This is a genomic window from Rhodococcus sp. PD04, assembly GCF_035918275.1.
In the GTDB taxonomy this organism is placed as follows: Bacteria; Actinomycetota; Actinomycetes; order Mycobacteriales; family Mycobacteriaceae; genus Rhodococcus; species Rhodococcus rhodochrous.
This window is the reverse complement of sequence record NZ_CP142145.1, coordinates 182,101-197,233: the sequence shown is the minus strand read 5'-3', so window position 1 is coordinate 197,233 and position 15,133 is coordinate 182,101. Positions and strand designations below refer to the sequence as shown.

At 65.5% G+C, this 15,133-nt stretch carries 10 protein-coding genes; 6 read left to right on the top strand and 4 right to left on the bottom strand.

The window, feature by feature from the left end; translation table 11 throughout:
* Positions 1-19: 19 nt before the first annotated feature.
* Positions 20-4,111 (bottom strand): tyrosine-type recombinase/integrase, encoded by a 4,092-nt coding sequence (locus U9J23_RS27580; protein WP_326603451.1) that lies wholly within the window; start codon positions 4,109-4,111, stop codon positions 20-22.
* A gap of 945 nt (positions 4,112-5,056) precedes the next feature.
* Here U9J23_RS27580 and U9J23_RS27575 point away from each other — a divergent pair.
* The 4 genes from U9J23_RS27575 to U9J23_RS27560 all read left to right on the top strand — a co-directional run bounded on the left by U9J23_RS27575 (position 5,057) and on the right by U9J23_RS27560 (position 9,582).
* The gene (locus U9J23_RS27575; protein WP_326603449.1) at positions 5,057-7,717 is read left to right on the top strand and encodes an FtsK/SpoIIIE domain-containing protein; all 2,661 of its coding nucleotides are present in this window, start codon (positions 5,057-5,059) and stop codon (positions 7,715-7,717) included.
* 334 nt (positions 7,718-8,051) lie between these two features.
* Entirely contained in the window at positions 8,052-8,534 is a 483-nt protein-coding gene (locus U9J23_RS27570) for a hypothetical protein (protein WP_326603447.1), read from the top strand.
* The gene (locus tag U9J23_RS27565; RefSeq protein ID WP_193904173.1) at positions 8,531-8,794 is read left to right on the top strand and encodes a hypothetical protein; all 264 of its coding nucleotides are present in this window, start codon (positions 8,531-8,533) and stop codon (positions 8,792-8,794) included. The genes U9J23_RS27570 and U9J23_RS27565 overlap by 4 nt, the downstream gene beginning before the upstream one ends.
* A complete protein-coding gene (locus U9J23_RS27560) occupies positions 8,788-9,582 on the top strand; it encodes a metal-dependent hydrolase (protein ID WP_193904172.1) in 795 nt (264 codons plus the stop codon). The genes U9J23_RS27565 and U9J23_RS27560 overlap by 7 nt, the downstream gene beginning before the upstream one ends.
* Positions 9,583-9,681: 99 nt before the next feature.
* Here U9J23_RS27560 and U9J23_RS27555 read toward each other — a convergent pair whose 3' ends face one another.
* Positions 9,682-9,834: a hypothetical protein gene (locus U9J23_RS27555; protein ID WP_169918160.1), complete on the bottom strand. Its 153-nt coding sequence runs from the start codon at positions 9,832-9,834 to the stop codon at positions 9,682-9,684.
* Positions 9,835-10,334: 500 nt separating this feature from the next.
* Here U9J23_RS27555 and U9J23_RS27550 point away from each other — a divergent pair, with 500 nt between their 5' ends.
* The gene (locus U9J23_RS27550) at positions 10,335-10,688 is read left to right on the top strand and encodes a hypothetical protein (protein ID WP_326603441.1); all 354 of its coding nucleotides are present in this window, start codon (positions 10,335-10,337) and stop codon (positions 10,686-10,688) included.
* Between the two features lie 13 nt (positions 10,689-10,701).
* Here the strand turns inward: U9J23_RS27550 and U9J23_RS27545 are convergent, their stop codons facing one another.
* A complete protein-coding gene (locus U9J23_RS27545; protein ID WP_326603439.1) occupies positions 10,702-11,736 on the bottom strand; it encodes a hypothetical protein in 1,035 nt (344 codons plus the stop codon).
* Positions 11,737-11,935: 199 nt separating this feature from the next.
* On the opposite strand from U9J23_RS27545, the gene U9J23_RS27540 reads away from it, so the two are divergent.
* Positions 11,936-12,601 (top strand): transcriptional regulator, encoded by a 666-nt coding sequence (locus tag U9J23_RS27540; protein WP_326603437.1) that lies wholly within the window; start codon positions 11,936-11,938, stop codon positions 12,599-12,601.
* Positions 12,602-12,667: 66 nt separating this feature from the next.
* Here U9J23_RS27540 and U9J23_RS27535 read toward each other — a convergent pair whose 3' ends face one another.
* The gene (locus U9J23_RS27535) at positions 12,668-14,995 is read right to left on the bottom strand and encodes a hypothetical protein (protein WP_326603436.1); all 2,328 of its coding nucleotides are present in this window, start codon (positions 14,993-14,995) and stop codon (positions 12,668-12,670) included.
* Positions 14,996-15,133: the final 138 nt, after the last annotated feature.

Genomic DNA, 15,133 nt, shown 5'->3' with positions numbered 1-15,133 from the left:
TCAGTCGGGCCACCAATAGTCACGTTCCAGCATGAACGGTGGGAGTTCCTAGACCGACTGTACGGTTTCCTTGGATGAGCCGCCGGGCGTCATCGCGCTTGCCCCGTAGGCACATCAGAGTGCGATCGATCCCCTCGATTTCACCCTGCCAGTGCTCGTCGATGGCGCGTCGTTTGCGGGCGAGTAGGTCGGCTTCGAGTTCGTCGAGGCGGTCGATCATCTTGGGGTTGACGTGCAGCTGGCTGCATCGCAGGCACGCGTGTTCGTGTTGGCAGCTGGTTCCGTAGGGGCGTCCGCAGGATCCGAGTTCGACCTTGCGTTTGTCGAAGTGTTCCTCAAACTCTGTCCACTCCTCATCGGTCGTGGGGCGGTATTCCTCCTGGGGGCGCAGGGTTCGTCGGCGGTCGAGGAACTGTTGGACGTGTTGGATCACGTGTTCTTCGAAGACTGCGACGTATCCCTGTGTGGTTTGGAGGTTGAGGTGGCCGAGCAGTGCCGCGCCGATGTGGATTGGAAGGCCGTTGTTGACGAGATCGGTTGCGAACAGTCGCCTGAAGTCGTGCGGCGTGAAGTGAAGGTCCTGGAAGGCCGGGTTGGTCTCGGCGAGGAGTTGACACTGCTTCTTGATGTTGTTGAGGACGGTTGCCGGGCTGGTTACCCGGCGGACCTCTCCGATCTGGCGTTGGAACAGGTAAGGCATCGGCGGCGTCCAGAGTCGTTCGTGTCCGTCGTACCGCGGGAGTGATGGGATCGGCCCCTGAGCGGTCTGGCGGGTGATGACTCTCGCGATGACGTGGAACAGCTCAGCCGACATGGGCAGGACCCGTTCGCGGTCGGTCTTGGATGGCGCGATGACGAGCAGCGCGATGACTTCGCCGTTCGGGCGTTGGTATTGGCGGATGCTGGTGTGCGCGAGTTCGACCAGTTCTTCGACGCGGATGCCCGTGTGGCGTAGTACCTCGACGTGCGCCCAGTCCCAGAAGGCGGATTCTTCTTCTTCGTGGATCTTGCGGATGCGCCCGGTTGCCTGGTCGCGGCCTCGCACGATCGGGAAGGTGTCGTCCTTGGTCTGCCGGTCTTGGCGTTCGTCCGGGCGGGTGTATGTCCGACCTGCGTGGGTGAACTCCGTGCCGAGTGGGGTATCTCGCGCGGTCTCGTAGAGCTTGCGAATGTCGGCGTACCGGTCGTCGAGGTGCGCGATGAGCGCCGGAAGCAGTGGTTGGCGCTGGCGGGTCCGGTCGGTCATGCGTTCTTTGATTCGTCGTCGTTGAGCCCCTATTCCTCGGAGGTCCGACGGTGGGATGGGGCACGGTGCCGCCCATCTCCCCCAGCGTTCCGGTTCCTCGAGAGCCCAGCTCTGGATATCCAGGTAGAACGCGCGCACCGGCAGTAGGACGCTCTGACCGCCATCGACCCGAGGGGTGCCGTCACGGCGCAGGCGGATGTGGGTTCGCCACTGGTCGTAGAGTTCGGGTGGGATCGTCAGGCTTCGGTGTCCTGGTGAGAGTCGTTCGATCGTGGCCCAGAAGCGTCCGGCGATCGCGCGAGCGAGCCCGTCTCGGGTGTTGTAGTCGGTGTCGTTTTGCCGGCGCAGCAAGTAGTCGATGATCAGTTGCCGGATTTCTGGGTCGCGGACGCCGTAGTGGTCGACCATCTGTTCCGGGGTGCGTTGTCCCTTGTAGATGAAGCTCCGCAGCGTGGGCGGCGTGTCCGGCGGGAAGTGTCCCATCTGGTGCAGGATCTCCCAGGCCAACAGGCCGGCAAAGCGGTTGCTGCCGGTGCGGGCGCCGACGACGAGGTCGTGTCGACGGCATTCGTTCGCGTAGTGGAGCAGCCCTTCTGGTGTCAGATCCGTCAGAGAGATGCCCTGGGTGGTCAGTGCGCAGCACACGTCAAACAACGCTCGGTCCTGGTGGCGTGTACCGGCTCGTGTCTGTCGGGCCTGATCGAAGAGCTTGTCCAGCAACGGATCTTGCTGTGATCGACGAAAGAGGGTGGCGTAGTCGACGAACTTGTTGGCGCGGAATGCCGGCAGCGATGGTTTGATCAGTCGCATCAGCAGCAGTGATTTGAGCCCGTAGGTCATGTCGTAGCCGTGGTGTTTGGTATCGGCAAGTTCAGAGACCGGTCGTGGGAGTTCGTTCAGCCCGCTCGCATCCCATCGTTGCTGCCAGGTCTCGCCGGTGAACTCGGAGAGGTGGTTCAACATCTGTCTGGTGCCTCGGCGACGCTTGCCGAGCGATTTGCCCATCGCTCCGAACGTTGGAGATCCGGCCAACTCGACGAGTTCGTCGATCGACGCCTGGGCGAGGTCGCCGAATGGGAGCACTGGACCGGACGGCGTCGATGTGCTCGGGGAGATTGTGTCGACGGCGAAGCGCGATCGTCTCGCACGGTCTGCGTCATCGTCCTGGCGCGACGGGGACCGCCGATTGCGCATGGTGTAACTCTCAGCCACCGAACACCACCTTGATGTCCTCTTCCGCGTATCCCGCGGAGTACGCCGGCGTTGGTCGGGGCCCCGGTTGTAGTGCTCCTGCAATTTGTCGAAGATGTCCTCTACCCTCACGGCGGTGTAGCGTCCGGTGGTCTCGATGCTGGCGTGCCGCAGCACTGCTTGCACATCCGTCAAGGTCAGGCCCGGGTCGTTGGCCATTCTTGTTGCGGCGGTGTGCCGTAGGTCGTGCAGTGTCCAGTTGGTGCCGAGCTTGTCGTTGGCACGCTGGAGCACCCGCCGCATGGCCCAGTACGACAATGCGCGCTTGTCACCTCGACGGGTCCGCCACAACGGCTCACCGGCAGTCGGGATACCGTCGGCGTCCAGATACCTGGCCAGGTAGCGCAACGCTTCCGCAGAGACAGGAACAGGCTGCCGCAACCGCGTCCCCTTAGACGTCACATACATCTGGCTGGCTGCCCAATCGACGTCGGCGACTCCGACGCCGAGGAGTTCACTGGCCCGGGCACCGCTCGAGACATAGGCCAGCAGGAGGGCGCGATCGCGATCACACGTCATCGCCGCAACCAACTCGTCCCACAGAGCGTCCGGAATCGCACGCGGCGGGGCCGGAACGACCCGTTGCCGCAATCTGGCACGCCTGATCTGCGGCGTGACCTCGAGCGGGCTGCGGTGAGCGAGCGCCGAACGACGTGACCGCGACGAGGGCACCGGATTGACGACTGGCCCCCGCCCACAATGCGCATGGAACGCATAAAAGCCGTGGACCACGCTCAGCGCATGGTTGATCGTTCTGGGCGAATAGCCCTCCCCCAGTGCTAGTTTCCCCGTTCGAGCGTTGACGGTTCCGGGAACTGATCCGGAGCGTCGCGGCCGCTGTCGTTGAGGATTGGGCGCGGACTTCAGCCAACCGACGAGAACATCGACCTCACTCCCCGTCGCTCGGTCCCACTCGACGTCGAGCATCCATAGCAGGCGGAACCACCGCAACAGGTCATAGCCGTAGCTCCGGCAGGTCAACGGGCTCACATCACTCAGCGCCAGATCACGCAGATACTGGGTGATCGGCTCGACCTGCGCACCAGCACCGTCCACCACGATATACGGCGGAAATCTCGTCTCAGCCGCGGACACCGCGCCGATCCGATCGCAGTCGACGTGGCCCTCCATCAACTGCCTTCGTAGTTCCGACATGCACCAACTCCTACGATCCGGGACGCGTGCCATCTTGGGTCGACGGCGCTTGGTGCAGTCAACTATGCAAAGCCTCGCCCCGCCAGACTGCGGAATCGTTCCAGCAGAAGTCATCTCGTCCCACAGGGAATAGTCACCCTCGAGGTACAACCGTGTCGGCGTACGGGAATCGTCCAGAATCACAACACCATCACCGGCGATGGTGGTGTGGCGCTGCGATCGCGCAACCTCGATGAGCCTGACCTGTGCGTCCGCGATCCGGGGCAGGACGTGCTGTTCGAGGACGGCCCGACTGGCTTCCCACTCGTTACCGGTCATCGCAACCACGATGACCAATTCGTCAAGGTCGAAGTCGCGGCTGGTCGGATCCTCGAGCCACCGCAGGATGATGGCCGTCGAATCTTCGCCAAGGCCCCAGGAAAGCACGACCTTGGGTGCTGGGCCTTCAGCGATGGGCATTGCAGTGCATGAAATCGGCATGGGTGTGTGTCCTTGTCGCAGAGCAGATCCGATGCGACGAAGGTATGAACCGGCACGAGAAGGTGTTTCAAGCCGAAGACCGGTCCCGCACAGACACCCTCGCCCCTGGCGATCACCGCGCCAATGCAGTCAGCACGCGAGCCCAGGTGCTCGAACATCACCGCGGTGCCGTTCGTGCCGCGAGGTGGATTGCACTGTTGACGCAAGTGGCGACGTCAACCTCCAACGAGACGTTGCTTGCAGCCGGGGTAGCGACGTAATCGACCGGACTGTCGGCGTCCGCAGGACTTGCGGCGCGCTACGGACCACCTGTGACTGGCAGGAACGCAACTTCCGGCTGAGTCCTGCCGTACGGTGCCGGGCATGCAAGCGCGAACCCCCACGACCCGGAGCAGCCGGGAACGACCCGGATTTGGCACGCATCTGCTACTCGCGGCGCTCTTCGGGCTGCTGTGCATCTGGAACCTCGCCTCCGACTCCGTGGGCCCCGGGATTGGCTTCGGCGTCGTCGCCGTGTCCTGGCTCGTAGTGGGCTTCATTCGCAGGCACCGACCTTCCTCCGGCAACAGAGACACCACGAGGTAAGCGGCAACCGGTGTTCTGGCTCTCCCGAACGGAGGTGCTGCACCAGACGATGACGGCGCCACGTGCCCGGCGGTGGCGGAACGAATCGCCGGCTACGTACTTTCGCGGCATTCGGTACCGGAGCTTCCCCGACGACCATCCTCATGGACGAGTGGCCTCGCTGATTCCCGCCTGAACCGCGATCGCCGCGACCTCCAGGACGGCACGTACAGCCCGAAGTAGACCTCCTCGCACGGCGGCCACGTCACCGCCGAGACCGTTCAGACGATGTCGAGGAGGGCGGATAACTGCCCTCGTACGGTGTGGCCGTCCTGTTCGTCGACTGGGAGGCCGGAGCAGATGCCCACCCGATCCAAATTCGGTGCCCGCGCGGGTGCCGCCGCCAAGGCGAAGGCGAAGCAGAAGGGAACCGAAGTCCTACGAGACTGGCTGACCCTGACCTGGTTCACCGACTCGACTCCCCTGCTCGGCTTGCGCCGGTCGGTGTGGAACTGGCTTCTACTCGTCGCCACCGCAGCGACCGGCTACCTATCCGGTGCCACGATGCCGCTCCTGATCGCAGGCCTGCTGCTCCTCGGCGGTGCGGTGACTGTCGGGAGGGCTATGCGAGTGATGCCGGCCCGTCGGCGGTTCGTCGAGGGCCTGGTGGAGGACACCCGACAGGTCGCCGGGCATCCCCGCTCCACCACTGCGGTACGGGTGCCGGCCTCCTCGCGGATCAAGGTGTCGCGATGGGGTGCGAAGAACCGGCCGCTCGTGATGGACGTGACATTCGCGAAGACCGCTCCCGCGGCGCCACCCCTGGCCCGCGGACTACTGGAAAAGGCACTGGACCAGGTCCCCAGCCCCTACACCGAAAGCGGCGGTGGGTGGGTGTACTCCACCAATCCCAAGACTGGACAGCTCCGCGCCGAGGCGGTGCCGGCAGGGGACGAGCGCCTGTATCAGCAGCGCGAGATCGCATATCTACGCAGCAAATTCACCGACTGGTTCAAGCTGACGCCGAAGCACCTCACCGACGGGATGTACGACCTGCAGGTCACCGACTGGGCAACCCGAGAGCACCCCACCGAAGGACCCGTCCCCGTCCCCGCCGCCATCGCGTTCGCTTTCGGGTCGCACAACGTCGCTGCCCAGGACACCCGTGACGGCATCGAACGGGCCTGCGACGCCGAGTATCTGCGCGGGATCGAATGGATCTATACCTGGTCCGACGGCACCCTCGAGATCACCGGTGTCGATCCTGACTCCATCGGCGCCAAGCGCAAGCGGTCCGCTCGGTGGGTTGCCGATCTCATCGCAGGACAGGCCAAGGCTGCGCGTACGAAGGACTCGGCTACCTCGCGGGTCACCGGTTGGCAGGAGGAAGTCCACGGGGATCCGTGGGTGCCGATCGCGTTCACCGCGGACTTCGGGTCCGGCGCGTTCACGACCGGCCGCGACCAACGGGCGGTGGAGAACGTGATCGACGACGCCATGACCGCGTCCACTGCCGGCGTGGTGTGGGCCTACGAGTGGACGGTCGGTGCGACGACCACCGTCGAGGCGCGTGCCTTCCCGTCCAACCACATCGCAGCCCTGCGAAAGCTCGAACTCAAGCGGCTCCGCAGTGTCGTCGAGCAGAAGTTCGGCGGCCGTCGCAGCGATGTCGACGTCGAGGTGATCTCGTGGGAGCCCTGCGATGACGAGGCGCCCGTCGCATTGCCGGCGCAGGTCCGGGTGCGGTTCGGCGCGTTGGACGTCTCGAAGGCCGAGACCAAGGATGCGTTCGAACAGCACTACGACGGCCTATACACCGCGTGCGACTGGCACTACGACTGGCGCTCGGCCGAGGGGCTGGTCAATCTCACTGCAGTGCCACGACTGGCCAATGCAATCGCGTTCCCCGAGAACGGGACCCCGCTGTTCGAGGAGATGGTGGAGAAGTTCCGCGAGGGCAAGATCTACATCGGTCCGCAGAAGGGTGGTGGCGAATTTTACTGGGATCTCAATAAATGCGCGCATGGCCTTATCGGCGGCCGCACCGGCGCCGGCAAGAGCTGCAGCCTCGACATCATCCTGTTCTTGACGTTGTGGTGCAGCGACGTCGCCGAGATCATCGTCTGTGACCCCAAGCGAACCGACTTCACGTGGACTCCCGAGTTCCCCTCGGTTATCCGCTTCGCCGCCGGAGCGCTCGAGATCGTCGATGCCGTCGGATATGTGCGCCAGGAGATGGACCGCCGCCAGACGATCCTGAACAAGCGGGGCGTGCGGAACCTGCGTTACCTGCGGAAGTTGTATGCCGAACATCCCGAGTTCGAAGCCGAGGACGGCCCCGCCCCGAAGCGGCTGATCCTGTTCTTCGACGAGCTCGCGAACTTCTGGATGAAGTCCGACAACGAGGACATCGAGGCGCAGAAGGTGACTGCCCGGACGCAGATGGAGGAACTCGGACAGCTCGCCCGAGCACTGGAGATCAACATGATCCTGGCAGCGCAGAAGCCCGACAAGGACCGCATGTCCACTCAGCTCAAGGAGATGTGCGAGTTCCGGCTTTGCGTCGGGCCGGTCAACGAGTACACCTCGAAGCAGATTCTCGACACGAATCACGGCACCCGCTTCCCAGAGGAGGGAACACCGAAAGGACGCGCCTGGGCGACCACCAGTGAACTCGGATTCCGCGTGGTGCAGGTGCCGTACCTGCCGAACTCGACCGAGGACGCGCCCTGGCCCGCATCGGTGGCGCCGCGGCCGCCGCATCCGATCACCGGGTCGAAGGACCGCCTGCGTGCACTGCTCGCCGCGCAGGGCTACCAGCAGGTGATGGTCCCGAATTCCGATGGTGGGCGGGATCCGCGCTGGGTGCTGACCGACGAGCCCGTCGCTCCACCGAAGGTGCAGGCCGTGCCGGTGGTGGTGGACAAGCCCGCGCAGGAGCCCGTGGTTGCCCCTGTGCCGGCCTCGGTGGGCGCCGCGGCGGGAACCGGTCAGGACGAGTGGGATGGCGACGAGTGGTGAACCAGGCGATTGCCCCGCGGGTGGCGACCGCCAGGGTCGCCACTGCCGTACCGAACGAGGCAGGCCGTCCGCAGTCACACGTCGAGCCGCATGCTTTGCGAAATCGACGTGGTGAAGGCCTCCCGTACGTTGACGTGACTTCGATCGAAAGGACTCCGATGTCTGCTGTACAGGAAACAGGAGGCTCGCCAGGTGTTTTCGTCCACGCTCGTGAGCGTTGGCGGACGCTCCCGTTCTGCACCAGGGTGCGGTCGGGGATCGTGGTGGGCGTTCCGCTCGCCGCTGCGATGTGGATGATGCTCGCACCACGTGAAAGAGGAACTGTCCACGCCGCATGGCAGACGGCGGACAGTCTGGGTCGAGCAGCCATCGTCGTGTTCTGCATCGCCGCAACCGCGATGCTCAGCTGGCTACTGTGCGTGATCGTGACGGGCCGGTCACGCCACTCCCCGAGCTGCACCTGTCAGGACCTGGACAATGGATCGTCCGGCATCAGCGACGCGACACAGGGGCACCGCTGATGGTGCCGCCGAAAAAAGGACCACGCGAGGGAATCGTCTCGCGCGTTGTGTTTTTCGTCGTCGTCATCGGGATCGTGTTCGGGATCTTCCAGTACATGACCGGGGGAACCAAGGTCGGCGACGAGGGATGGTTCCGCACCGGCCAGCAGATGATCAGCGAGCTGTTCGATCGGGGCAGTGACACCGCCAAGGAACAGCTTGAGAAGGTCACCGACGGCGCCGGGACGCAGCTCGGCGAAACGATCCGCGACCAACTGTCGACCACCGCACCGGCATCGGAAGGGAACGACGGGTGAGCATCCTGAAGTACGTGCTGTGGGTGGCGGTCGGCCTCGGCGTGTTCCGCGGCTGGGTGAACTGGTCGGAGTCCGAGGGCATGGACTCGACAACCATCGTCCGGCTCTTCGAGACGGTTGTGAACACGATCGCCGACCTGACCTACCAGTGGCTGCCGGCCCTTTTCGACCTGATCGGCGGGAACCCTGTGACAGCACCGGACAGCGAGCCTGCCGTCGAGAGCCTCGCCCCGTCGATGGTGGGGGTGTCGTCATGGTGATGGGTCCGACACACGCGATGTCCGGCGCCGCGGTCGGACTCGCGGCCGCTGCGGTCCTCCCGACCGGCTGGGGTGGTCCGTCCTCGCTCGCCGAGACGTTCGCCTGGGCGGGGGTCTGTGCGGGATCAGCGCTGTTGCCCGATCTCGATCACCCGCAGTCGACAGTGGCCCGGTCGTTCGGCGTGGTCTCGCAGATGGCGTCCGAGTGCATCAATGCGGTGTCCGCGGCCTTCCACGGGTTGACCGGCACCCGGCGCGACGGAACCCGTTCGGACGGACACCGCACCCTCACTCACACGCTGCTGTTCGCAGTGGTCCTGGGCGTGGTTGTGTCGATGTTGGTCGCGACGTTCGGGAAGCCGGCGATTGTCGGGACGCTGTTCGTCACCCTCGGGCTCGCGATTCGGGGGCTGGCCGGGGACTGGTCGAAGAAGCAGGGTTGGCTCGCCGTCACACTCGCGGCCGCGTTGCTGTCGGTGATCGCGTGGCAGGCATTCCCCGCCGAGACCGGTTCGGTGTCCCTCGGGGTCGCTGTCGCGCTCGGGTGCATCACGCACTGCATCGGCGACGGCATCACCCGTGAGGGCATTCCGTTCCTCGCGCCGCTGGTGACGGTGAACGGCAAGCGTTGGTGGGAGTTCACGCTGCCCTCGCTGCTGCGGATCCACGCGAACGGGCCGTTCGAGAAGATCGTGCTGCTTCCGGCTCTCACGGCCGCGACGGTCGTCCTGGCGGTGCTGACGGTCCCGGGGTTCGAAGCGGTCGCCGACGCCGCAGCCGTCCGCTGATCACGGTGAGCACTCCGGGAGCGCCGATAGGCGTAGAAAGCACGAACGCAAGAAGGGTGTCACCCAGAGGAACCTCTGGGATGACACCCTTCTCGTGTATCAGGCGGCGAGTTCGCGTCGTACTGCTCGACGTTCCCGGCGGTTGGCGCGTTCCTTAATCCGCTTCACTTCTCCGGGCTTCCAGTTGGTGGCCCGGCGGCTCACGCGGGTGAAGGCGTCTCGTTCGTCTCCGCCGACGGTCTTGCGCTTCATGGCTGCTCCTGCCGTTCGCTGTGCTGTTGTGATGACACAACTTTCGCAACCGGTCGCCGTGGGTGTTTCAAACCGATAGGCCGTGCTCTGCCACGTCAGTTGGTGTCGCTGTCGTCGGCGGAATCGGCGACGCCGGCGCCTGGTGCCGGGCTCGATGAGTTGCCAAGGACGATCGTCCCGTTCATATCCGTGGGGAATGGTTCGACCTCGACCACCAGGGATTTTTCCGTCCCGTCGGGATCACCGTCGAACGGGTCGTCCCATGTCCGCCCGCTGAGGTGCAGGGCACTGGTGTTCTCCAGTGCTCGTCCCAGCCGTGCCCGTCGACTTCTCGCCACTCGCCTTGTCCTCCATTCGAATCGACCGTGCATTACGAGCCAAGTCACCCCAGATCCCGGACAGAATCTACGAGCGAGCCGACGCGACGGTGAGTGAAACACCTCGACCATACTTGGGAGACCGTCGTGACGCCCCACTCGCCCGACACTCATGGAGGTTCCATGACCACGACGCCGCCCACCGCCGACGCAGAGCCCGGCGTACGGACGGAGATCGCCACGCATGCGTGGCACTACGGCTTCGTCCCAGCTCGCTACGAGCGCGCCAGCATCGAATGGGTGCGTGAATACGCGGCGGTCTCGGACGCTCACGCCAAGTACATGAGGTCGATCGGCTACTACCGATGGGCGGCCTACCAGGGGCGGACGTCGTACTACTCGTCCCGACCACTGCCGTTCTCCGCCGGCGGGCAACGCTCGTTCGTGTTCCTCGAGGACGGAACGGTCGTCGAAGTGTCCTCCTGCGGCTCTCAGCCGTACCGACGGGTCAGCGACGGATCCGTCGTCGGGGACTGACAACCCCGAGGCTCTACATCATCTCGGCGCGGTCCTGGGTGCACTCCTGGATGGCGCGGATCGCCTCCCGGATCTGCGGGATCTCGCGAAGTAGCATGTCGACGTCGTCAAGGGCCTCGGAGAACGCGGTCAGTTCGGAATCGTCGCAGGCGTCGAGGAACTCAGGGAGCTTCTCGGCGACCTGGGACACCTCGGGCAGCTTGCGGCCCATCTCGTTGATCAGACGCAGGGTGTCGGTGAACCGGATGAAGTCGTCGGTACGGGCGAGGGTTTCAGCCCATGACTGTCCCCCGTCTGGGGCCATCGATCCGGTTGCCTGCGCACCGAACGCCCCGAACGGATCGTCCGCGTTGACGTCGACGCTGGTGTCGCGTTCGTGGTGGGGATCGGTGTTGGGCCAGTCGGTCGGATCGTCGCCGTCCGCGGCAGTGGAGTGCGCCCCGGTCGATGCGGACGGCGCGGGGGCAGGTTCACCTGGCGCGGGGACTGCGCACGCGTCCTCACCCTGTGCGTTCGTCTCCGGGGTCACCGGTGCGGCGGCTCGGCCGGCGGCCTCGGCGATGACCGATTCGACGATCTCCTGCACAGCCTCACCGTCGGGTTGCTCACCGCTCTCGGTGGCGGCGATGACACGGTTCTCGATCTGGGTGAGCATCGTGACGTCGTCGACACCGTTCTCCCGGGCGGCGCGCAGTGCCTTCTCCGCGACGTCAAGCTCGGTGGCGTCCACCCCGGTGCGGGAGGACACCTCGTGGAGGAACAGTGCGGTGCGGGCCATGCGGTAGATGTGCGCGCGCCCATAGGGTTTCCCGGTGCGTGGGTTGATCAGGCCACCGTCCTTGAACTCACCAAGGATCAGGTCCTGCGGGTTGTCGTAGCCGAGGGGCTCCCACGCTCGCCTTCGGAATATCTGCTGCATCGCGTCCTCGAAGCGGACAGCAGCCTCGGCGACCTCGCGGACGAGTTCGCGGGCTTCCTCCTCGGTGCAGGGGCCGGCGTTCGGGTCGACGACGTCGTGATCGTCGATGGTGTCGATGGCGCTGCTCACGAGCGGTCTCCCTTGGTGATCCGGTGGTTGCCGCGCACGGTATCGAGGTAGTTCTCCAGCACGCACTGATATGTGTAGCGATCCATTATGTGCACAGAAACGTTTTGCTCCTATACACTGAACTCGGTTCGATGGCCGGGCGAGCTGCCAACCCGCTGAGGTCCGGAGCGTCATCCGGCACAATCGAAAGGAGCAGCACATGCTGCCGACACTGTCCTACCGCGAGAACACGACCGAATACCCCCACCTGAGCCGGCGACAGGCCGCCGACCAGCTGCAGATCTCTCCGGGCGGGATTGACCGCCTTCTTGATTCCGGATACCTGCCCGACCTGTCGGTCCAGCGAATCTGGGACCTGTCGAAGCGTGGCATCCTGATCGCCGACGGCTGCCAGCCGGTGCTGCGACAGGGGTTGATGGCTCCCGCGGACGACGACCCGTCCACGAAGTACCCGCGCGAGTTCATGGGGGAATCCAAGGATCTCAACCCCAAGCAGGTTGTCGAGGCAGACCAGCAGTGGTGGCGGTGCGAGCCGCAGAACGTGGAGAACGCGCGGTTCTTGCCTGTCACGATCTCGGGATTCCCCGTGACTGTGCTCAAGATTCACAGGGTTAGGGACACACTCACTCAGCGCTTCACCGCCCGCAACGGACGAGAGATGACCGAGATCAGGTATTCATTCGAGGCGGAACTGGCTGGTCGAGTGAACGAGCTCGGACACCTCCGCGCGAACGAGGATTCCCCCGAGGCCTTCTACGTCGATCCCACCCTGTCAGACGCTGAGCGGGAACGTGTGCTGCACCTGCTGAAGGGGCGGTCCACCGCGCAGTCCGGTGGACCGATTGCGTATCTCCCGAACGCATGACCTTGAACAGCAGTGAATAGACCTGTGGCCCCGAGGTTTTCCTCGGGGCCACTGGTGCTTTCTACGTCAGGCGACGGTGTAGCGGGCCGCCCGGATCGGCGGCGGAGTGTCACCGTACGACCGCGACAGCATCTCGTGCCGCCACGACGTGTCCGCCGGGATGTACACGCCGTTCGCGCGGGACAGGTGCGCCGGAATGCCGAGGGTGTCCGCGAGACGAGCTCGCTCGGCGAACGGGATCGTTCCGTCCTTCGCGCGCCGTGCCTTCGGGATGGTGATGCGCATCCCGCCGTCCTTGTCCCGCAGCACCGAGTAGTGCGTGCGGGTGCGGGCGAACAGGGCAGCTCGGATCCGGTACTGCACATCTGCAAGGTCGTGGAGGTCGGTGGGGCGGTCGGAGTTCGCGCCGCCCTTGCCTTCCCGTTCGAACGTTGTCGGCCAGGCAACCGCTTGGCCTTCGGTGTTCTTCGGTGGCTTCACCGACGGGGTGTTGATCGGCTCGCCCCGACGCTGCTTCTCGAACAGACCCTCCTTGTGGGTGTCCTGGCGTTGGGCGCGCAGGTTCTGGATGCGTGAGTAGTTCATGCGCTCGAGCGGGGCGCGGGGCGCGTCGTAGGCGGTGTCGGACGTGCGCTCGCGGCGCAGCTCCGCCATCGAGACCCCGGGCCGCAGCGCGGTGTCCCCGGTCGGTGCGGCCCCGTACGCGTCACCGAGGCTGTGCAGCGCCTTCCCGATGTGCTCGCAGCGGCCACCGCTGCTGAACTTCCCGCAGGTGCAGCGCATCCCGTTACCACCGGCCTGCGGGAACGGGGACACGACGTCGACGCCGGACTCGTCGCGCCAGACGGTGGCCTGCCCGGAGACAGTCGCCTCGGGGTACCGGAAGCTGACCGACGGGGCGGCCGCGCGGCCAGCGGCGACTTGGTCGCGGACATCGCGCGGCGGCGGCACGTTCGCGATGCCACCGCCGGGGAGCTTGAACTGCCGCTGCGACATCAGGTGGACCCGTTGCATCGGCGGCGCCGGTGGTTCCAGACCGGCTTCACGCGCCGCACGAGCTTGGGCTCGCCAGTGCGTTTGCTGCGCGCGATCGGACGTGCTGTTGTCGGCGGCCGCCGAGCCGGGGACCGGGCAGGCATGGGAGGACGTCATCGACGCCCACCGTCCGCAGGTCGGGCACTTGCGTTGTTCCTGGGCGGCCTGGGCGTCGGCAGCGTTCTCCCAGTGGTAGGCGTCGTTGGTCTTGCCGTTGCCGCGGCGCATGACGGTGTTGGAGATGGCTCGGCCGACCTCGTCGGAGGCGAGGATCTGCGCGGCCTCTTCCTTGGACACGCGGTACGGGTAGGTCTTGCCGGGCGAGACCTGGCCGTCCTTGCGGGTCCGCGGCGCGGTCGTGACCATCATCAGGCCGGATTCCTCGTTGTACGCGACCTCTTGCACCCACGACGACACCCCACCGGTGCGGGCCGCCATCTGCTGCTGCAGCTCGGCGTCGCTGTTGGCGACGGCCTTCAGTCGCGCGTTCGCTTCGGCGACCGTGGTGATCGGCTGTCCGCCGGCGAAGCTGTCGCGGTCCTGCTCGAGGAGCCGGCGCGCTTCATCGCCGCCGACCTCGACGCCGTCGCGGCGCAGATAGACCGGCTCTTGCCCCGAGTCGAGAACCTGCTGCACCGACGCGGCCTTGAGTGCGTTGGTCGCGGTCTGGTGCTCGGCCTGCAGTTCCTTTCGGCGGGCCGCGAGGTCGCCGTTCGGGCAGGCAGGCTGCTCGTGACCGAACTGACCGCACTGCTCGCAGCGCACGTTCGGGTTGTCGGACTGCGCGTAGACACGACGGTGCTCGGGCCGGATCGTCGGCCGGCTCGGCTGTTTCGCGAGGTGCGCGAGGCGCCGCTCTTCCATCTCCGCGAGGGCATCCCGGGCTCGCTTGGACTGCCCGATGTCAGACTGTCCCTGCGCGGACAGGCCGGCGACCGCGAGATCGTCGCGCCACGAATCCTTCAACGAGATACCGACATTGCCGCGGCCGGTTCCCTGGCGCGCCATGATCGAATCCCACTCGGCCTGCACTTCGCCGATGCTGCGGCCGGTGTGCCGAGCGTTGATCTCGAAGTACGTGGCCTTCGCGGACTGGATGCGCGGCACCATGGTCCCGAGGTACTGGATCGCCTGCAGCTGGTTGCCGGCGTTCTTCTGTGCGTCCGTCAGCGGCGTCTTGTTGCCGAAGCGGTCGGTGTACATCCCGGTCTTGAGGCGGTCGAGTTCGGTGTCGAGGCGGGTGATGACCCCGGGCTGATCCCAGCTCTGCCGGTACTTCTCCCGATCCGGGATCGACGGATCGTTTTCGATCTGCTGGCGCAGGCCTTCGACGAACGCGATCTGCTGTTCGGTGGTCATCGGTGGGGCACCGTCGAAGTGGTGCTGCCGCTCGTGAATGGCGGACTGCAATTCGCGATCGTGCAGTGAGCCCAGCCCCTGCCCCTTGCACATTTCCTTCGCGAGGCGGATCGCTGTCGACCTCGCTTTGTTCTCTCT